Below are 21,072 nucleotides of genomic sequence, written 5' to 3'. Positions count from 1 at the left end.
TAAAAATAACTTGTTACTATCATACCATTTTTTCAAAATTTTTCAAGAGAAAAGAAGAAATTTTCTGAATTTTCTATTTTAAAGTTTATTTATGAATGTTATTTTTGTTTTTATAAAAAAGATACCGATTTCATTTACTAAAAAAGAAAAAAGAACTGATTTCTCAGTCCTTCATTAATCTTATTCTACACTAAATAGGTATGGGTAAACAGGTTGTTGACCTTGGTGAATCTCGACTTCAACGTCTTCGAATTCTTCTGCGATTTCTTGAGCAATTTCATTAGCAAGTTCTTCGCTTCCATCTTCACCAACATAGAAGGTTACGATTTCACTATCTTCATCCAACATATGTTTCAATGTTTCTGTCAAGGTTTGGTGCATGTCAGGGTTTGACACGAGGATTTTTCCATCCACCATACCAAGATTATCGTTTTCATGGATTTCTAAGCCATCAATGGTTGTATCACGAACAGCTGTTGTAACGCTTCCGCTAACGACATCGCTAAGAGCAGCTGTCATACGCTCTTGGTTTTCTTCGATGGACTTGCTTGGATCAAAGGCAAGAAGACTTGTCAAACCTTGAGGAAGAGTACGAGCTTCTACCACTACTGCTGGTTGCTCCAAAACTTCTGCTGCAGATTGAGCTGCCATGAAGATATTCTTGTTATTTGGCAGGAAGATAATGTTACGAGCGTTGACCTGTTCAACAGCCTTGATAAAGTCTTCAGTTGAAGGGTTCATAGTTTGACCGCCTTCAATAACATAATCCACACCTTGAGAACGGAAGATATCTGCTAGACCTTTACCAGCCACCACAGCAATCAAAGCATATTCTTTTTCTTCAGCTGGTTTGCTAACTTGAGCAACTTCTTTCTCAACCTGTGCTTCGTGTTGGTTACGCATATTGTCAACTTTTACCTTGACCAAGCTACCATATTTGAGACCTTCTTGCATAACAAGTCCTGGATCTTCTGTATGGACATGGACTTTAACAATTTCATCATCATTGACAACGAGGAGAGAGTCTCCAAGCTCATTCAAGTAGTTACGGAATTCGTCGTAGTCAAAATCTTTGGCATAGGTTGGACCTTGCTTAAGAGCTACCATGATTTCAGTACAATAACCAAAGGTGATATCCTCAGTCGCTACATGACCAGCTACAGACTTGTGGTGTTCTGCATTGATCATTTCACTCATGTTGGCCGGAGTCGCTACAAAGTCCTCAGATACGATATATTCGCCAGTAAGGGCTGAAAGGAAACCTTCGTAGATAAAGACCAGTCCTTGACCACCTGAATCCACAACGCCAACTTCCTTCAAGACTGGAAGCATATCTGGCGTTTTAGCTAGAGCGGTTTTAGCACCTTCTAAGGCTGCACGCATGACTTCAACAGCGTCATCTGTCTGCTCAGCTTTTTTCTTAGCACCGATAGCAGCCCCACGAGAAACTGTCAAAATCGTTCCTTCAACTGGTTTCATCACTGCCTTATAGGCAACTTCTACACCTGATTGGAAGGCAAGGGCCAAGTCTTGACCTGTTAACTCGTCTTTATCCTTGATAGCTTGTGAAAATCCACGGAAAAGCTGAGACGTAATAACGCCTGAGTTTCCACGCGCACCCATCAAAAGACCTTTGGCAAGAATGCTCGCTACCTCGCCAACTGTAGAAGCTGGTTTGTCTGCAACTTCCTTAGCACCATTTTCAATGGTCATTCCCATGTTTGTTCCAGTATCTCCATCTGGAACTGGAAAGACGTTTAATGAATTGACATATTCAGCTTGCTTATTCAAACGAGTTGATGCAGCCTGCACCATTTCTTGAAATAAGCTAGTAGTAATTTTTGACACGGTTATTCTCCTACAACTTTGATATTTTGAATGTAGACATTTACAGTCTGAGCGGTAATTCCAAGTTGGTTTTCCAAACTAAATCGAACACGCTCTTGAATGTTTTTTGACACTTCGCTAATCTTTGTTCCGTAGCTCAACACGGTATATACGTCAACTGCAATACTGCCATCTTCAGCTGCCTTTACGACGACACCTTTGGAATAATTTTCCTTACCTAGAAGGGCTTGGAAATTATCTTTGAGGGCATTTTTACTAGCCATACCGACCACACCAAAAATCTCAGTTGCTGCTCCACCTACGACGGTTGCAATCACTTCATCTGTTAGTTCGATTTGACCATCTTTTGTATTAATTTTTACAGTCATCCTTTTTACCTCAACTAGTTGATACTCTATTTTATCATATTTCAGCCCAAGTGTAAAAGCAGAATACTGTATCAGCGGATATTTACTCTATTTTTCAAATGATTTTATATCTACAGTAAAAGAAAAAAGACCCTAAGGTCTCCTTACTTTTATTATTAAACGCGTTCAACTTTACCTGATTTCAAAGCACGAGCTGAAGCCCAAACTTTTTTAGGTTTACCATCGATAAGAACAGTAACTTTTTGAAGGTTTGGTTTTACGGCACGTTTTGTTTGGTTCATCGCGTGTGAACGGTTGTTTCCTGATACAGTCTTACGACCTGTAAAGTAACATACTTTAGCCATTGTGTTTTCCTCCTATTAGATCTAATATAGCGGATGTGCTAGCACCACATACCGTACTATGTTATCACACTTTCTTCTTTTTTGCAAGGGAATTGGAAGATTTTTTTATTTAACGTAGACAATTCCCAACTTCCCAAAGGCCACATCTCCACGGATAATCAAGGTTTTGCTGATTGGGGCTAGAGGAGTATCTGCCTTGGCTACGCCACAGAAAGTTTCTACCTTTAAATCAACTCCCCAATGTTGAGGAACATAGATAACTGCATTGCCAAAACCAACTTCCACTTTCAGGGTTGCGGTATCTCCCAACATCTCTGCATTGTCATAATATATCTTGGCATTTCCAAAACCAACTTCTACTTGATCTTCTACCAATTCTTGCTCTTGCTTGTAGAAAGTTCCAGTCCCAAAAGCAACTTCCTTATCTGTAAGAATGGTCTTTTTACCATCATACCACCATTTTTTCCCATTCCAAGTTCTGTTAGAATGAGTGAGTGCGCTGACACCCATTACGATTAAAATACTTGCCCAGAACAATGACTGATTGGGAATTGGTAAAATGCCATAAAAGTGGTTAGCAATCATTAAGGCTACTAGAGCTGTAAAAGAGGCTGAAGTTAAGTGACGACGCAACAAAGCTCCAACTGATTGATAGGCAAAAAATGCAATACCAAGCAAGGGCCAAATTTGCCCACCGAATGAAGGGATTCCAAAATTTCCTTGTAATAATATTAAAGCTGCCAATACTAGCAACACGATACCAAATGCTTTCTTTTTCATCTTCTTACCTCATGTTTCTTAGATTTTCTTTTAGGAGGGATTGGTAATGCCGTGAGACATGAACCTCCTTGTGGGTTTGATAAAAGGAAATGGTGCCCGTTCCTGAAAAGGACTTGTCAACCGAGTAAACTTGCCGAATATTAGCAATGGTCGACTTGGATACTCGACTAAAATAACGGGGCAGGATAGACTCTAACTCATAGAGTTTAAGTCGAACCTCGTAGGCATCTTTCTGGGTATGGGCGTAAATCTTGTTCCCCTCTGTTTCAAAAAAAAGAATTTCCGACAAGTCCAGATAATATTTACCCGTCCCCTTGTAAAAAATCAACCTAGGAGACTTGGATTCGTGCAAGAGGCGCTGTAAATCCGCAATCTCATCTGTCAAAGCCGCTGCCTTGATGACAATTTCAGTTTCCTCTAAATTGCTGTCAATTTCGATTCGTAACTTCATTCCATATCCTTTCTGACTCTACTATATCAAAGCCAAAATAAGAAAACAAGAGCAAAAAAGCAAGTGGTTACTTTCGGCACGTAAGTGGTTGTAGGACCACCTTATACTCTTCGAAAATCAAATTCAAACCACGTCAGCGTCGCCTTACCGTACTCAAGTACAGCTTGCGGCTAGCTTCCTAGTTTGCTCTTTGATTTTCATTGAGTATTAACTTACAGGTCAAAATAGAAAGAAAATCACACCCCACACAAGACCACAAATATAACCAACTACTACATCCTTTGGAAAATGCACTCCACCTAAGACTCTTACTAGACCTAGGAAGGCTGATAAGGTCAAACAAATCATCCCCATAGTTAGACTAGCATGTAAGCAAGCCATGGAGATAATGGTTGCTGAAAAGACATGACGACTGGGCATAGACTGACCAGGGCTATCTCTGTCAAGTAGCGGTACAATTTCCCAAACTTCATAAGGCCTAGGAGCATTGATTTTCTTACGAAGAAAGGACAAAATCACAAAACCTGACGCTGGAATAAACAAATAGATCCCGACCTGTTTCCCAAGTCCTTGTTGGAGATAGGTAGTTGCTAACAAGGTTAGATAAATCATAGGCATAACTACTGTCATGAACCGATTGAAAGTTCTTAACAAGCTCAGAAGAAAGGGCCTATTTTCAATGTTACCAGCAATGTGGTCATACCATTCTTGATAATTTTTCATATATTTTCTCATCACTTACTCAAATTTTACTTATAGGGAAGCACTTGTCTTCTAGTATAGTGCAGAAAAAGAAGGCCGTCAAGCCTTCTTTGGGTTTATTCTTCTGCTTCGTCTTCTGTAAATTGACTGTTGTAAAGGTCAGCGTAGAAACCAGCTTGCGCCATCAGCTCATCATGATTTCCTTGCTCGATGATATTACCATTCTTCATAACAAGAATCAAATCAGCATTTCGGACGGTAGACAAGCGGTGAGCGATGACAAAGGAAGTTCTTCCCTCCATCAAACGATCCATGGCTTTCTGAATCAATTCCTCTGTACGGGTATCAACAGAAGAAGTCGCCTCATCTAGGATTAGGAGTGGCGCATCTTTCAGCAAAGCACGAGCGATAGTCAAGAGTTGTTTTTGTCCGACAGACAAGGTCACTGTATCATCCAAGACGGTATCGTAACCATCTGGTAGTGTCATGATAAAGTGGTGAATCCCTACAGCCTTGCTGGCTTCAATCACGCGCTCATCACTAATACCCTCTTGGTTATAGATAAGATTGTCGCGAATAGTACCTTCAAAGAGCCAGGTGTCCTGCAAGACCATTGAAAAGGCATCATGTACTTCCGAACGCTTCATATCCTTGGTATCCACACCATCGATACGGATACTTCCCTTATCAATCTCATAGAACTTCATCAAAAGATTGACAATAGTTGTCTTACCAGCCCCAGTCGGTCCGACAATGGCAACCTTTTGACCTGCATGAGCCGTCGCAGAAAAATCGTGGATGATAGTCCGATCAAGTGTATAACCAAAGGAGACTCGATCAAAGACTACTTGACCTTTCATATCGCTCAATTGTCTTTCTTTATGGGATTCGTCTTCCATTTCCTCTTCAGCTAGGAATTCGAAGACGCGTCCCATGGCTGCACTAGCCTGCTGAAGACTAGTAATCCCTTGGGCAATTTGTGAAAGAGGCTGAGAAAAGATACGAACATAGGCCATAAATGCAACGATAATCCCGATACTGATGTGCCCATTTAAGGCTAAGGCTGCACCAACGATAATCACCAAGGCATAGCTAAAGTTCCCAATAAACATCATAATCGGCATCATAATCCCTGAAATAAACTGAGATTTCCAGATACTATCATACAGACGATGGTTTAATGTCGCAAATTCTTCTTTCGTACTTTCGATGGCATTATAACTGGTCACCACATTATGGCCAGAGTACATTTCCTCCACATAGCCATTGACAGCTGCCAAATCTTGTTGCTGACTCTTAAAGAAGCCCTGGGATTTGCCCATAAAGACGGACACGAAAACAAAACCAATAAGGGTTGAAACAACCGTCACCAAGGCTAAAATCCAGTTCATCCCAAACATGGTTACCAAGACTGCCACGACCAGTAAACTAGATGAAAGAACTGTTCCCAGACTTTGATTCAGGGACTGTGCTGCAGTGTCAACGTCATTGGTTACACGAGACAAAGTATCCCCCTGAGAGTGCCCATCAAAATATCCCAATGGTAGGCTATTGATTTTCTCTGCAATCGCTCTTCTCAAACGCTCTGAAAAACGTTGAATAGCTGTTGTAAACAGAAAGGCCTGCAAATAATTTGATAGAAGTCCGATCACATAAATGACGGACAAAAAACCACCAATAGCTGCAACCGCCGCGACATCCACACTTGTTTCCAGACCACTGGCAATGATATTAGTCATTTCCTTAATACGGGTTGGACCATATACAGTAATGATATTGGATACGATTGTTGCTAGAAAGGCGATTAGAAGGGCAAACTGGAGGCCTGCAAGATAGGGTTTACTCTGTTTCCAGAGAGACATTTTCTTATTTTCCATGTTCCAATTCCTCCTTCGATAGTTGTGAATAGGCAATTTCTTGGTAAACTTCATTATTAGCTAGAAGCTCCTTGTGGGTGCCTTGTCCCACGACTTTACCTTGATCCAAGACCAAAATCAAATCTGCATCCATAATCGTTGAAATACGTTGTGCAACGATAAGTTTGGTCATAGATTTTGTTTTCTCTGCTAACTCTTGGCGTAGGACACGATCTGTCTTGTAGTCCAAGGCTGAGAAGGAGTCATCAAAGATGAGGATTTCTGGCTTCCGAGCCAAGGCACGCGCAATTGCTAGACGCTGTCTTTGACCACCTGAGAAGTTAGTTCCTCCTTGGGCCACTTCTGACTCTAAGCCCGCTTCCTTGTCTTCGATAAAGTTCTTAGACTGGGCCAACTCCAAAGCCTGCCACATAGCCTGCTCACTAAGTGGTGTTTCTTGACTTTGTCCAAAGTCTAGATTGTCTTTGACATCACCTGAAAAGAGAACAGCTTTTTGTGGAATATAGCCAACCTTGTTGCGCAAATCTTCTAGAGCATAGTCTTGAACATTGACACCGTCCACCAGAATTTCTCCTGCTGATACGTCATAGAAACGTGGAATCAGATTGACCAGAGTTGATTTACCTGAACCCGTTGACCCAATGAAGGCCACTGTTTGACCAGTTTCTGCTTTAAAGCTAACATTCTCAATAACCGCCTCCGAATTTGCCGCATATCGGAAGGTCACATCCTTAAATTCGACCTGACCTTTGAGGTTTTCATCAGCCAGCTGCACTTGAGCAGGGTTTTGGATAGAAGAATGCAAATCTAAAACTTGATTAATCCGCTTAGCAGAGACCATAGTTCGGGGAAGAACGATGAAGAGTGCTCCCATGAGAAGGAAGCCCATGACAACCTGCATGGCATAAGACATGAAAACAATCATATCACTAAAGAGAGGCAGACGTGCTATCGGAGCAGCGTCGTTAATCACATAGGCCCCAATCCAGTAAATCGCCACACTCAAACCACTTGAAATTCCCATCATGATAGGGTTCAAAATAGCCATAAGACGGTTGACAAACAAATTCAAGCGTGTCAATTCATCATTTGCTGCTGCAAATTTTTCATTTTGGTATTCTTCAGCATTGTAGGCGCGAACGACACGAATACCTGTTAAACTCTCACGAGTGATACTGTTCAGTTTATCAGTCAGCCCCTGAATCAAGGACTGTTTTGGAAAGGCTAGCGTCATCAAGACTGTCGTCATCAAAACATTGACAATCACTGCTACAAGAACGGCCCAGAGCCAGTATTCTGAATGGTCTAAAATCTTCCCGATAGCCCAGATAGCCATAATCGGACCACGCGTTACCACTTGCAAGCCCATGGTAATCAACATTTGAACTTGAGTAATATCATTGGTAGTACGCGTCAAGAGACTGGGAATAGAGAATTTCTTAATCTCTGTCTGCGAGTAATCCAAAACTCGGTTAAAAATATCACTTCTCAGCCTACTAGTATAAGAAGCTGCCACTCGGGATGCAAAAAATCCAACTGCAACTGCGGATAAGAAGGCTAGAAAGGACATTCCCACCATCATGCTTGCCAGCTGCCACAACTCATCTAAATTAGTTCCTTGACTACCTAGCAAATCCGTAATTTTCGAGATATAGGTCGGCACTTCCAACTCCAGATAGACCGAAAAGCATGTAAAGAGAATGGCTAGTAAAATCATCCCCCATTCTTTTCTACTAATTCTTTTGGCTAATTTCTTCATTCTCTTCTCCTATTCCCTTGATATTTTCCTGTAGTTGACCGAGAACTTTCTCAAAAATCAGTAATTCATCTTCATCAATGCCTTCCATCAACTGCTTGTCTATGCGTTCAAAAAAAGCCTTAACCTGCTTCATTTGAGAACGCGATTTGTCTGTCAGACGAACAAACTTAGCCCGCTTATCGCTAGGACTCGCCTCCAATTCCACCAAACCATTTTGTACCATACGCTTGACCAAATTACTAGCAACAGACTTGGTAATATTGAGTTCCTGCTCGATATCTTTAATCAAGACCAAGTCTTGGTTTTTCTCACGATTATCCAAAAAACGCACAACCTGACCTTGAGGCCCACCCATAAATTCAATACCACAACGTTTGGCTTCCTTTTGCACCATGAGGTGAATCTGATGACCAAAACGCTTAAAGACTAACATCGGTTTATCCATACTAACTCCTTTCTAACCATTGCATTTAGTTCTCCTAGGAACTAAATAAGTTTTCATGAGAACTATTTTACCACTTTGAAAAGAGATGTCAAGAAAAAGTTTTCATGAGAACTATCTTAGTTTAAATTGACATTAGGCAAGATTTTTTATATAATAAGCGCTCACTACTGTGGGTAGAAATCCATTCACTTAATGAGGAGAGAAAACTTTCAAATGAAACCAGAAGAACAAAGAGTTTTAGGAATCTTAGCAACTATTTTTGGAGCCATCGCACTTTTAGGATCCTGGATCCCGTTTATTAACTATCCATCGTTGTTCATCGGCATCGTCGCATTTATCTTGGGGATTATCGGCCTTATCGTCAACCTCAAAAAACGGAAAACAATGACTATTATCGGAACATCCCTGGCAGTTGCCTCTGTTGTACTTTTCTTTACGAGTCAGGTACTATACGCTGATGTCTACAAAGAGTATGCCAAGGAGTTTAACCGTTCCTACATGGATACGAGTGCCTCAATGGAACGCGAAGAAAAAAGCGGCTTGACAGACGATACCTTCTCCTGGACCCAAGAACAGTTCGACGCCTTAATCGAAGGTGACCTTGACAACAAAGGAAAAGGTGGTACCACCTACGAGGATATTATCAACAAACACGGAAAGCCAGATTCCGAGTTTGACTTCACTCTTGGGGGTTACAATACGAAAAAAATCACCTATATCTCTATTGGAGACAAGATCAAGACTGTTACCTTAACTTTTGCAAAACAGGACAATGGAGAGCTCTTGCTCGTCCAAAAACATGCAGTCGGTCTAGGTCTAGAAAAAAGCAAGCAACAAAACGATTCTGAAACCTGAGTCTAAGTTCAAATATCAAAAAAAACGAACAGCTAGTAAAACTGTTCGTTTTTCTATTAGAATCCATCTACGTTTGTATAGATCTTTTGTACATCTTCATCGTCTTCAAGAACGCTGTAAAGTTTTTCAAAGGTTTCAAGGTCATCGCCTGACAATTCCACTTCCGACTGAGGAATCATTTCCAATTCTGTCACTTGGAATTCTTCGATACCTGACTCACGTAAAGCAACGATAGCCTTGTGAAGGTCAGTTGGCGCTGTATAAACAGTGATTGTTCCTTCTTCTGCTTCTACATCGTCCACATCCACATCTGCTTCTAGCAATTGCTCAAAGACTGCGTCCGCATCTTCACCAGCAAATACGATAACACCCTTGTTGTCAAATAGGTATGAAACCGAACCTGAAGCACCCATGTTTCCGCCATTTTTACCAAAAGCTGCACGGACATTGGCTGCTGTACGGTTGACGTTAGAAGTCAAAGTATCAACGATCAACATAGAACCATTTGGTCCAAACCCTTCGTAACGTCCTTCTGTAAAGGTTTCGTCTGTGTTTCCTTTAGCCTTGTCCAAAGCTTTATCGATAACGTGTTTTGGCACTTGGGCTTGTTTAGCACGGTCGATAACGAATTTCAAAGCTGAGTTTGATTCTGGATCTGGATCACCTTTTTTAGCTGCTACATAGATTTCTACACCAAATTTTGCATATACTTTAGAGTTAGCTCCATCTTTAGCCGTTTTCTTGGCTACGATATTGGCCCATTTACGTCCCATTAGGAATCTCCTTTTTTCACATTTTAATCTTTCTTATTATAACACAAGTTTTTTCGATTTTCACTAGAGGAAATGGATTTTATTTAGCAAATCAGGCTAGGATGGTACTTTTGTTGCCAAGATTTCCTTGCCTTCTTTTATCAAGGGGTGACGGAACAGTGAAAAGTACAGTTGAATGGTCATGGCAACCCAGATTAAGGGTTCGCAAAGGATAACTCCCTTATATCCTGCCCAAGGGATAATCAAAACCACAAAAGCGATTTTCCCGATTAGTTCGATAAAGCTAGAAACCAGAGGAAGGATTTTTTGCCCCAAACCCTGCAAACAATTGCGATAAATCAACAAGAGACTCAAAATAGGATAAAAGGCTGAGCTGATTTGCAAGTACAGACTTCCATTTTCTATCAAGTAACCATTTGTCGAACTAGCCAAGAAGGAAACCAAGGTTGGACTGGCAAAAAAGAGGAAGATACAAACAAAAACTGCCCAGGATATACTTAGACGACTGCCGATTCGAAGTCCTTGAACAATGCGGTCTGGTCGCTTAGCTCCTAGATTCTGAGAAGCAAAGGTCGTCATTGATGCAGAAATAGCAGTCATGGGAAGAAGGGCGAAAGCCATAATGCGTCGAGCTGCCGTCTGGGCACTAATAATCACTGCACCAAAGGTATTAACAGAAGACTGTAAAATCACACTGCCGATCGATACAATTGAACTCATCAAACCCATAGCTAAACCTTGCTCCAAGAGATCAGCGTACAAAGCCTTGTTCCATTTGAAATGCTTGAGTTGAGGCAAAAGTTCTGGCACACTCTTACGGATATAATAAAAGCAGAGAACCGCTGATAAGCCTTGCGAAATGATGGTAGCAAGGCCTGCAGATTGAACTCCCAGATGCAATTGCGTAATGAAATAGAGATCCAGAACCACATTAACCAGAGCAGAGAAAATCAGAAATCCAAGGGCTGCTAGACTGTCCCCAATGGATCTCAACAAACCTGCAAAGAGATTATAAGCAAAGCTGACACCGACACAGGTCACAATCATAGAAATATATTGATAGGACTGAGGAAGGATTTCTGCAGGAGTATCTAAGTATTGCAAAAGAGGATACAGACCAAGAAAGCCCAGCAACATCACTACAATACTCAAAAGAGCACCTAAAATCCAGGTAGCTGCTACCGCTTCCTTGATTTTGGTGAAATTCCTAGCCCCATAATAGCGGGCAATGACAATCCCCATTCCATTACCAACACCAAGCGTAAAGCCTATAATCAAATCAAAAATAGCAGTTGTTGCCCCAACCGCAGCCAAGGAATCTTGACCAAGAAAACGTCCAACAATCAAGACATCAGCAGTATTATAGAGCTGTTGGAAAATATTGGACAGCAAGATTGGAAAGGCAAAACTCAAAAGCGAAGGAAGAATAGGACCATGAATCAGGTCCACTGTTCGTTTTTTATTCATAAGGCTATTATATCAGCTTTCTAAAGGAGCGACAAGAAACAGCAAACTATGCCAGAACTAGGCAATGAAAAAGCAGTGAATTTCTCCACTACTTTAACAGCTTATTCTTCAATTTCGATTTCAAGCTCGTCGCCTAGGTCAAGTGTCACTTCTTCATTCACAGAATCTGCTTGAACTACGTCATCTTTTTTAGTTTCAACACCTTCTACAGAAGCTTCTTCTCCATCAATCAAACCAAATTGAACACGGACTTGATGATCAATCTCATCAAAGACTTCTGGGTTATCTGCCAAGTATTTCTTAGCATTTTCAGAACCTTGCCCGATTTTCTCATCCTTATAAGAATACCAAGCCCCTGCTTTTTTGATGATATCCAAATCGCTTGCAACCTTCAAAAGCTCACCGGTCTTAGAAATTCCTTCTCCGTACATGATTTCAACGAAGGCTTCTTTAAATGGTGGAGCCACCTTGTTTTTCACGACCTTGATCTTGGTTTCTTTACCGACGTTGGTGTCTTTTTGGTCACCAGTTCCCTTGATTTGTGTGCTTCCACGAACATCCAAACGGACTGATGCGTAGAATTTCAGAGCACGTCCACCAGGAGTTGTTTCTGGATTTCCAAACATAACCCCAACTTTTTCACGCAATTGGTTGATAAAGATGGCAATTGTTTTGGTTTTATTGATAGAAGCACCAAGTTTACGCATAGCCTGGCTCATCATACGAGCCTGCAAACCAACGTGGCTATCTCCGATATCTCCATCAATTTCCGCACGAGGTACAAGGGCAGCAACTGAGTCGACTACGACAAGATCCACGGCTCCTGAGTCAATCAATTTTCCTGCAATCTCAAGACCTTGCTCTCCTGAGTCTGGTTGTGACAAGAGCAATTCGTCAATGTTGACACCAAGGGCCGCAGCATAAGCTGGATCAAGGGCATGTTCCGCATCGATAAAGGCAGCAATCCCACCTTCTTTTTGTGCTTGCGCAACTGCATGAAGGGCAACCGTTGTCTTACCAGATGACTCTGGCCCATAGATTTCAATGATACGTCCCTTAGGATAACCACCTGAACCAAGGGCAATGTCAAGAGCCAAAGAACCTGAGCTCATCACTTGCACCTTTTGCTCGGCACGTTCACCCAAACGCATGATTGATCCTTTACCAAAGTCTTTCTCAATCAATTTAAGAGCGTCATTCAAGGCTTTTTCACGTTCTGCCCCGAATTTTTTTGAAATTTCATCTAATTTTTTTGGTTTTTTCGCCATTCTATTCTCCTACATTCTAATGGTCCTCAGACCTATCTACTATTATATCAAAAGTTAGTCACTTAATAAAGCCTTGCGAACTAGGTTAAAGGCATGCATAACCGCAATGTGACGTACATCTGCTCGACTTCTGCCTCCAATATTGACCTTGATAACCTCAGTTCCTTGCTCTTGAGCCAAGCCTATGAAGACTGTCCCAGCTGGATGTCCTTCCAGGCTATCTGGTCCTGCCACTCCAGTCAAACTAAGGCCAAAATCAGACTGGGTCTTGATTCGTGCCTGCTCAGCCATCTTCTGAGCTGTAAATTCAGATACCACACCGTGCTCTTCCAAATCCTTGACAGGAATATCCAACATTTTTGATTTTTCCTCCAAGCTATAGGTCACAAAACCACCCTTAAATATACTTGAAGCACCCGAAAAATCCGCTACCCTAGCTTGGAAAAGACCAGCCGTCAAACTCTCTGCAGCCGTGATAGTTTTCCCTTGCCTTTTCAGTTCTTCTACCACAATGCTAGCTAAACTAGTTTCTTCCCCATAACCATAACAAAGTTTTCGTAAAGAAAGGCCTTCAAAAGTTTGACGATTCAAGATTTGATTTTCTAAGATATCCAGCACTTGATTCGCCTCTTCTTGGCTGCTAGCTTTTGTTGACAGACGCAGAGTGACTTCTCCTGTCTTAGCATAAGGGGCCAAGGTCGGATCTGTTTGATTATCAATCAAATCAGACAAAATCGTAACCAACTGGCTCTCGCCAATCCCAAAGAAACGAAGAACTCGGGAATGCAGCTTGCTCCCTGTCATCAACTTGGGTAGAAGTTGGTTTAAGACCATAGGCTTCAATTCACTTGGTGGACCTGGAAGGACGACGTAGGTCACTCCTTCGACTTCCAATATTCCTCCCACAGCCAGTCCTGTTTCATTTGGCAGCGGAGTCGCCCCTTCTACAAGTTGAGCTTGTCTTTCATTATTCGGTGTTCGGGCATAGTCTGGTCTCTGGGCAAAAAAGACATCCAACTTCGCCTGTGCCTGAGGATCGAAGACTAATTTTTTCCCTAAGAATTTAGCCAGGGTTTGTTTGGTCAAATCGTCCTCAGTTGGCCCCAAACCGCCTGTCAAAATCAGCAGGCTGCTACGTTGACTGGCAATCTCAAGCAGGGATAAGAGACGAGCTTCATTGTCTCCTACAGCCGTCTGAAAATATACATCTACCCCAATCTCTGCTAGTTTTTCCGACAAAAACTGAGCATTGGTATTGACAATCTGTCCTGTCAAAATCTCTGTTCCAACAGCAATGATTTCTGCTTTCATGTTTCCTCCTACCTATCTATTCGTATTTTTTTGAAAAAATCGCAGGAAATTTCCCACGATTTTAACTATAAAATAGATTATTCTACATCTTCTTGATTTATTGTATTATTAATCGTACCTGTTCCCAAACCGGTATTATTTCGATTTCCGAAAATATCTTCATATAAGACAGCATTTGTCTCTAACTCTGTCACCTTCGGTTTATCAAGTGAGGTTCTCAAAAGATTCTGGATTTCTAACAAATGGTTAGCAGTTACAATTTGATAAGATGTCCCTTGCAATTCGGCATCTTCTCCTCGTAATTGTTGAGTTTCAATCGTTTTAAACGAGTCCTGGTAACCTAACAAGCTTGGAATACTTTTCGCAGATAGATCAATATTAGTCTGCATATTGGTACTTAAGGCTTTTAGGATAGATTGATAGTGACTAACACTATTCAAGCTAAGAACTTTTTCAACAACCTTTTGAATGACTTCACGCTGACGCTTCTGACGTCCGTAGTCCCCTTCTGGATCCTGGTAGCGCATGCGAGAATAAACAAGCGCTTCTTCTCCATTTATTGTCTGCTCTCCAACACCGATAGAAATGGTGTTAAATTCCTCTTGGTCACTGATAGAAATCGGGAAACCTAGTGTATTATTAACCGTAATCCCGCCCACTGCATCTACCAATTGTTGCAAACCTTGCATATTGACCATAATATAGCGGTCAATATGGATATTCATCATCCTTTGAATCGTTGAGATAGCTAATTCTGCACCTCCTCCAGCATAAGCTGCGTTCAGTTTCGCTTCTTCGATTTGACCATCTTTATGCTGAATTTTCGTCAAAATATCTCTCTCTAAACTCAACATCATAGTCTTTTTCGTATGCGGATTAACCGTCAAGAGAATCATAGAATCACTATTCCCCTCCCAAGGGTCAGTTCGTTCAACGTTTCCAGTATCAACCCCCATTAAAAGGATCGTTAAGGGTTCAGTCGCCTCAATAACATTGGTTTCTTCCCCAATCTTTTTATAGGTTTTTGATAAGGTTTGTGTACCTTGCTGATAAATGGTATAAGCAAAGACACCCACACCCAAAACTGTCACAGCTAGAAAAGCTAGCACCATTCCAATAATTTTTTTAACCATATTTCTACTAATCTATCAGTTTACCCATCAAGTAAACATCGATAAATTTCCCTTCTTCTATGTACGCACCGCGCTCTTGTCTACCTTCAATTACAAAGCCATATTTTTGATATAGATGAACTGCAGCTTGATTACGAGTTTGGACAGTTAGTTGAAGTCGACGAAGAATACCACTAGCTTGTGCCCACTCTATCGCTTCTTCTATCAACAAACTTCCCAATCCATTATTCCAATATTTCTTACCAATCACAATAAAGAGATCTCCAATATGACGAACTCTCTTACGTTGATCAGCTGTGATATTTACAAGACCAGCAATTTCATCATTCAGCAAGGCCAGTAAAGTGATTTGATTTTCCGAGTGAGCCTGTTTATCCAAAAACGACTCCATCTCAGTATCTGTCATCAAAATACCATCCCTGTCCAGACTAGTAAAATCTGTTTCTACACTAACACGATTTAAAAATGATACTAACTCAGCCGCATCTTCAATTTCTGCTTCCCTAATGAGCAACTCATACTCCATGTTGAAGCTCCTCTAAGAGTTTTTCTGCACGCAAACCCTTGGCTTTGAAGTTTAATCTGCGACCATCTTCCTCTTTTAGAATTTCTAATTCTAAATAAGTATCTGGCAAGGCATCACCTAAAAGATGTCCCCACTCGATGACAGTTACCCCACCACCAAAGAGAAACTCATCTAAATCAATAGAATCAGCATCCCCCTCTATACGATAAACATCTAGGTGGTAAAGTGGAAGACGACCTTCATACTCTCTTACGATAGTGTAGGTTGGACTCTTAATCATCTGAGAAATATGTAATCCTTTAGCAAGACCTTTTGTAAATGTCGTTTTGCCTGCTCCAAGTTCACCAGTTAAAATTAAGACATCATTCTTTTCTAATAAATAGCCCAAACGTTCACCTAAGGACTGTAACTCTTCTTCGTTTTTAGTGTACATGTTTCTATTATACCAAAAAGTTGTCCTTTGTCTAGGTATTATCTATGAATTCCATATTATAAATTGTAAAACTAGAACTATCTCTTTTTTTTGTTCTTAAAATAGAAACAGCAAGAAGACAACTAACAAGATATCTCTCATCAAATGACTGTAAAATGAAACTTCCCAGCGAATGACTTTTGGCACCAACAGTCCTAGAAATAGCATTCCCAAGGCAATATAAAAGGTCATGGACAATAGCATCCAAGGATTTCTGAGAAAGATTAGAGTAGCTAGTCCACTAATAAAACAGATTTCCTTCTTTCCTAAAATCTTTTTCAATCCATTTACATACTTCTGAATCGGTAAAAAGACTAGCAAATCAATACCAAATAAGAAAAAGAAACTCGGTAGAAAGACTTCTACAAACTCTTCACCAGTTGCTCTTCCCGTAAGAACATATTCTATGATAATCAAAGCTAAACCTAAAACATTTACCAATAGCAACAGACTATACAAGAATTGTTGCTTATCTTCCTTAAAAACTGAGTAAGATTGATTTCGCTGTCCACTATAGTAGTTTATCCCTGCCCCAATACTGGCAATGAGCAACATGCCAACTAGATAATAGAAGCAGTTTTGATTTAACATCAAGGCCCAAGTCGATAAACTTAAACAAGAACAGCTACTAAGGCCAAAAACTGTCAGCAATAACAAAATACGAATTTGCTTTTTCATTTTTTCCATCATTCTTCCTCCCTTACTTGCTCTTATTATATGCTAGAAATCCTCACCATTGCTAGAATATTTCTCAACTGTCAGTTTTCTACTCTAAAATGCAAAAAAGTTTGATGCAAGTATCCCTTACATCAAACTTTTACTATTTCTCTTCAAACCAAAGAGCAATTTCTCTCTTAGCTGACTCTTCTGAATCTGAACCATGTACAACATTTTGAATAGCTTGGTTTTCACCAGCAGCTTTTGCAAAATCACCTCGAATCGTTCCTGGTAAAGCTTCTTCTGGACGAGTTGCGCCCATCATAGTCCGCCAAGTTTCAATTACTTTGGGGCCTGAAATGATACCTACAAGAACTGGGCCTGAAGTCATAAATTCACGAATCGGTGGGTAAAAACTTTGACCAACCAAGTCCTGATAGTGCTGATCAATCAACTCTTCTGAAACCTGTGAACGCAACTCCAATTTTTCGATTGTAAATCCACGTTGTTCGATGCGCTTTAACACTTCACCCACTAGCCCTCTTTTTACACCGTCTGGTTTAATGATAAAAAATGTTTGTTCCATACCTGTCTCCTTTGTCAGCTTCTTTCTTTTATACTCTTCGAAAATCTCTTCAAACCACGTCAACGTCGCCTTGCCGTAGGTATGGTTACTGACTTCGTCAGTTCTATCCACAACCTCAAAACAGTGTTTTGAGCTGACTTCGTCAGTTCTATCTACAACCTCAGCTAGTTTTCTAGTTTGCTCTTTGATTTTCATTGAGTATTATTTTACCACATTTCATGGAAAAATGGAGAAAGTTTTCAGAAAAAGAGAAAGAGAACCCGAAGGCTCTCTCATTCTCTTTTATTCTACTGTTTCTTCCACAGTTTCAACGGCAGTATCCACAACTACTTCTGTTGTTTCTTCATTTCCTTCTTCCTCTACTGGAGGATTAAGGTATTCTTCTTCGTTGATAGCATGTGGTTCAAGGTTACGGTAACGGGCCATACCAGTACCTGCTGGGATGATCTTACCGATGATAACATTTTCTTTAAGTCCAAGGAGATGGTCTTTCTTACCACGGATAGCCGCGTCAGTAAGGACACGAGTTGTTTCCTGGAAGGAAGCCGCTGACAAGAAACTATTTGTTTCAAGTGAGGCTTTGGTAATTCCCATAAGAACTGGGCGACCTGTCGCTGGAACTCCACCTGCTATAAGGACATCTTTGTTAGCATCTGTAAAGTCATTGATATCCATAAGGGTACCCATGAGAAGGTCTGTGTCACCTGGATCCATGACACGGACTTTACGGATCATTTGACGAACCATTACCTCGATGTGTTTGTCACCGATTTCTACCCCTTGGCTACGGTAAACTTTTTGTACTTCACCGAGAAGGTAAGTTTCAACTGACAAGACATCACGGACTGCAAGGAGACGTTTTGGTTGGATAGAACCTTCTGTAAGAGCAGCACCACGCGCTACTTGGTCTCCAACTTCGACACGCATACGAGCTGTAAATGGAACGACGTATTCACCTTCGCCAGTTTCACCCTTAACAAAGACTTTCTTAGTACGAGTTGATGCATCTTCTTCGATAGCAGTAACTTGTCCTTTAACCTCTGTGATAACCGCTTCCCCTTTAGGATTGCGGGCTTCAAAGATTTCTTGGACACGAGGAAGACCCTGAGTGATATCGGTATTTGAGGCAACCCCACCCGTGTGGAAGGTACGCATTGTAAGCTGTGTACCAGGTTCCCCGATAGATTGGGCAGCGATTGTACCGACTGCTTCACCAACTTCAACCGCATCACCTGTCGCTAAGTTGATACCATAACAGTGACGGCAGACACCATGACGAGTGTTACATGTAAATACAGAGCGGATAGTCACTTCTTCCACACCAGCATTGACAATTTCACGCGCCTTATCTTCTGTAATCAACTCATTTGGACCGATAATAACTGCACCAGTTTCTGGATGTTTAACAGTTTTCTTAGTGTAACGACCATTGAGACGCTCTTCGAGAGACTCAATCATTTCTTTTCCTTCTGCGATAGAGCGGATCAAGAGACCACGATCTGTTCCACAGTCGTCCTCACGGATGATAACGTCTTGGGCAACGTCAACCAAACGACGAGTCAAGTAACCTGAGTCGGCTGTCTTAAGGGCCGTATCGGTCATACCTTTACGCGCACCGTGAGTTGAGAAGAACATTTCGAGTACTGACAAACCTTCACGGAAGTTTGAAAGGATTGGCAATTCCATGATACGTCCGTTTGGAGCCGCCATCAGACCACGCATACCGGCAAGCTGTGAGAAGTTTGAGATGTTACCACGGGCTCCAGAGTCCATCATCATAACGATTGGGTTCTTAGGATCTTGGTTGGCAATCAAACGTTTCTCTAGTTTTTCACGGGCAGCACGCCATTCAGCTGTAACGGCATTGTAACGCTCGTCGTCTGTAATCATACCACGACGGAATTGTTTTGTGATTTGTTCTACACGTTTGTGTGATTCTTCAATGATTTCAGCCTTGTCATCAACGACTGGGATATCGGCAATACCCACTGTCAATCCTGCAAGAGTTGAGTGGTGGTAACCGAGGTTCTTCATACGGTCAAGTAGGGCAGAAGTTTCTGTCGTACGGAAACGTTTGAAGATTTCAGCGATGATATTTCCAAGGTTTTTCTTCTTGAATGGAGGGTTGAGTTCAAGTTTGCTGATAGCTTCCTTGATGTCCCCACCTAGTGGCAAGAAGTATTTGGCTGGAACGCCTTCTGTCAAGTTGGCATTGTTTGGTTCTTGCAAGTATGGTAGACCCTCTGGCATGATGTCATTGAAGAGGATTTTACCAACTGTTGTAAGCAAGACCTTGTGTTTTTGCTCTTCTGTCCATGGTTTGTTGAGGCTATCTGTTGCGATACCAACACGTGAGTGAAGGTGAACATAACCATTACGGTAAGCCATAACCGCTTCGTCACGGTCTTTGAAGACCATTCCTTCACCTTCACGACCAGCTTCTTCCATAGTCAAGTAGTAGTTACCCAAAACCATGTCCTGAGATGGAGTAACAACTGGTTTACCATCTTTCGGATTCAAGATGTGCTCAGCAGCTAGCATGAGGATACGAGCTTCTGCTTGGGCTTCTTCTGAAAGCGGTACGTGGATGGCCATTTGGTCCCCGTCAAAGTCGGCATTGTAGGCTTCACAGACAAGTGGGTGCAAGCGAAGAGCCTTACCATCAATCAAGACTGGCTCGAAGGCTTGGATACCCAAACGGTGAAGGGTCGGTGCGCGGTTCAAAAGTACTGGGTGTTCTTTAATCACTTCTTCAAGGATATCCCAGATACGCTCATCTCCACGTTCCACCAAGCGTTTAGCTGCTTTGACGTTTTGCACGATATCACGGGCAACGATTTCACGCATCACGAATGGTTTAAAGAGCTCGATCGCCATTTCACGTGGCACACCACATTGGTACATCTTAAGAGTTGGACCAACGGCGATAACGGAACGTCCTGAGAAGTCAACACGTTTACCGAGCAAGTTTTGACGGAAGCGTCCTTGTTTACCTTTAAGCATGTGACTCAATGATTTAAGTGGACGGCTACCTGGTCCTGTGATTGGACGACCACGACGACCATTGTCAATCAAAGCGTCAACCGCTTCTTGAAGCATACGCTTCTCATTTTGAACGATGATACCTGGTGCATTCAACTCAAGCAAGCGAGCCAAACGGTTGTTACGGTTGATAACACGGCGGTAAAGGTCGTTCAAGTCAGATGAGGCAAAACGGCCACCATCCAACTGCAACATTGGACGAAGATCTGGTGGAATAACTGGAAGGATGTTGAGAATCATCCATTCCGGTTTGTTTCCAGATTTGTAAAAGGCATCCAAAACATCCAAACGACGGATGGCTTTAACACGTTTTTGTCCAGTAGCTGTTTTTAACTCTTCTTTGAGTTCAGCAATTTCTTTTTCAAGATCTACTTGTTTTAAAAGGTCTTGGATGGCTTCGGCACCCAT

General features: G+C 41.6%; 20 protein-coding genes. 1 reads left to right on the top strand and 19 read right to left on the bottom strand.

Going from position 1 to position 21,072, the window contains the following annotated elements:
• Positions 1-180: 180 nt before the first annotated feature.
• The 9 genes from M1G12_RS04910 to M1G12_RS04870 form a co-directional block, all read right to left on the bottom strand.
• Positions 181-1,848, bottom strand: a complete 1,668-nt coding sequence (locus tag M1G12_RS04910) for a DAK2 domain-containing protein (RefSeq protein WP_247949496.1) — start codon at positions 1,846-1,848, stop codon at positions 181-183.
• Between the two features lie 2 nt (positions 1,849-1,850).
• On the bottom strand, positions 1,851-2,216 hold the full coding sequence (locus M1G12_RS04905; RefSeq protein WP_000216437.1) for an Asp23/Gls24 family envelope stress response protein: 366 nt from the start codon (positions 2,214-2,216) through the stop codon (positions 1,851-1,853).
• A 155-nt stretch (positions 2,217-2,371) separates the two neighbouring features.
• Positions 2,372-2,560, bottom strand: coding sequence for a 50S ribosomal protein L28 (gene rpmB, locus M1G12_RS04900; protein WP_001140948.1), 189 nt, complete (start codon positions 2,558-2,560; stop codon positions 2,372-2,374).
• A 105-nt stretch (positions 2,561-2,665) separates the two neighbouring features.
• Positions 2,666-3,340, bottom strand: a complete 675-nt coding sequence (locus tag M1G12_RS04895) for a LiaF transmembrane domain-containing protein (protein ID WP_247942153.1) — start codon at positions 3,338-3,340, stop codon at positions 2,666-2,668.
• A gap of 4 nt (positions 3,341-3,344) precedes the next feature.
• Positions 3,345-3,791 (bottom strand): LytTR family DNA-binding domain-containing protein, encoded by a 447-nt coding sequence (locus M1G12_RS04890; protein ID WP_247942152.1) that lies wholly within the window; start codon positions 3,789-3,791, stop codon positions 3,345-3,347.
• Positions 3,792-4,010: 219 nt separating this feature from the next.
• On the bottom strand, positions 4,011-4,514 hold the full coding sequence (locus M1G12_RS04885; RefSeq protein ID WP_247949495.1) for a phosphatase PAP2 family protein: 504 nt from the start codon (positions 4,512-4,514) through the stop codon (positions 4,011-4,013).
• A 95-nt stretch (positions 4,515-4,609) separates the two neighbouring features.
• Entirely contained in the window at positions 4,610-6,370 is a 1,761-nt protein-coding gene (locus tag M1G12_RS04880; protein ID WP_247949494.1) for an ABC transporter ATP-binding protein, read from the bottom strand.
• Positions 6,360-8,129: an ABC transporter ATP-binding protein gene (locus M1G12_RS04875; protein ID WP_247949493.1), complete on the bottom strand. Its 1,770-nt coding sequence runs from the start codon at positions 8,127-8,129 to the stop codon at positions 6,360-6,362. Before M1G12_RS04875 ends, M1G12_RS04880 begins: the two co-directional genes overlap by 11 nt.
• Positions 8,104-8,574 (bottom strand): MarR family winged helix-turn-helix transcriptional regulator, encoded by a 471-nt coding sequence (locus M1G12_RS04870; RefSeq protein ID WP_024057606.1) that lies wholly within the window; start codon positions 8,572-8,574, stop codon positions 8,104-8,106. The genes M1G12_RS04875 and M1G12_RS04870 overlap by 26 nt, the downstream gene beginning before the upstream one ends.
• Positions 8,575-8,787: 213 nt before the next feature.
• Here M1G12_RS04870 and M1G12_RS04865 point away from each other — a divergent pair, with 213 nt between their 5' ends.
• On the top strand, positions 8,788-9,429 hold the full coding sequence (locus M1G12_RS04865) for a CD20-like domain-containing protein (protein WP_237447082.1): 642 nt from the start codon (positions 8,788-8,790) through the stop codon (positions 9,427-9,429).
• A gap of 56 nt (positions 9,430-9,485) precedes the next feature.
• On the opposite strand, the gene M1G12_RS04860 is transcribed toward M1G12_RS04865, so the two are convergent.
• The 10 genes from M1G12_RS04860 to rpoC form a co-directional block, all read right to left on the bottom strand.
• Entirely contained in the window at positions 9,486-10,202 is a 717-nt protein-coding gene (locus tag M1G12_RS04860) for a YebC/PmpR family DNA-binding transcriptional regulator (protein WP_000532882.1), read from the bottom strand.
• Positions 10,203-10,298: 96 nt separating this feature from the next.
• Positions 10,299-11,669 carry an MATE family efflux transporter gene (locus M1G12_RS04855; RefSeq protein ID WP_237447083.1) on the bottom strand — a complete coding sequence of 457 codons (1,371 nt, stop codon included), beginning with the start codon at positions 11,667-11,669 and terminating at the stop codon, positions 10,299-10,301.
• 101 nt (positions 11,670-11,770) lie between these two features.
• Positions 11,771-12,937, bottom strand: coding sequence for a recombinase RecA (gene recA, locus M1G12_RS04850; protein WP_064276728.1), 1,167 nt, complete (start codon positions 12,935-12,937; stop codon positions 11,771-11,773).
• Positions 12,938-12,991: 54 nt separating this feature from the next.
• Positions 12,992-14,248: a competence/damage-inducible protein A gene (locus M1G12_RS04845; RefSeq protein ID WP_237447084.1), complete on the bottom strand. Its 1,257-nt coding sequence runs from the start codon at positions 14,246-14,248 to the stop codon at positions 12,992-12,994.
• A 77-nt stretch (positions 14,249-14,325) separates the two neighbouring features.
• Positions 14,326-15,381 carry a glycopolymer--peptidoglycan transferase LytR gene (gene lytR / locus M1G12_RS04840; protein WP_004256717.1) on the bottom strand — a complete coding sequence of 352 codons (1,056 nt, stop codon included), beginning with the start codon at positions 15,379-15,381 and terminating at the stop codon, positions 14,326-14,328.
• 7 nt (positions 15,382-15,388) lie between these two features.
• Positions 15,389-15,907, bottom strand: coding sequence for a GNAT family N-acetyltransferase (locus M1G12_RS04835; protein ID WP_024056774.1), 519 nt, complete (start codon positions 15,905-15,907; stop codon positions 15,389-15,391).
• On the bottom strand, positions 15,897-16,340 hold the full coding sequence (tsaE, locus tag M1G12_RS04830) for a tRNA (adenosine(37)-N6)-threonylcarbamoyltransferase complex ATPase subunit type 1 TsaE (protein WP_024056773.1): 444 nt from the start codon (positions 16,338-16,340) through the stop codon (positions 15,897-15,899). Before tsaE ends, M1G12_RS04835 begins: the two co-directional genes overlap by 11 nt.
• A 96-nt stretch (positions 16,341-16,436) precedes the next feature.
• Entirely contained in the window at positions 16,437-17,066 is a 630-nt protein-coding gene (locus M1G12_RS04825; RefSeq protein WP_247949492.1) for a competence protein, read from the bottom strand.
• 133 nt (positions 17,067-17,199) lie between these two features.
• Positions 17,200-17,622, bottom strand: coding sequence for a nucleoside-diphosphate kinase (ndk, locus tag M1G12_RS04820; RefSeq protein ID WP_025171451.1), 423 nt, complete (start codon positions 17,620-17,622; stop codon positions 17,200-17,202).
• A gap of 282 nt (positions 17,623-17,904) precedes the next feature.
• The coding region (gene rpoC, locus M1G12_RS04815; RefSeq protein ID WP_247949491.1) for a DNA-directed RNA polymerase subunit beta' at positions 17,905-21,072 on the bottom strand (3,168 nt) is incomplete at its 5' end.

It is taken from the genome of Streptococcus mitis (assembly GCF_023110375.1).
Lineage (GTDB): Bacteria > Bacillota > Bacilli > Lactobacillales > Streptococcaceae > Streptococcus > Streptococcus mitis_CI.
The sequence above is the reverse complement of the archived record's forward strand: the minus strand, read 5'-3'. Positions and strand labels throughout refer to the sequence as shown.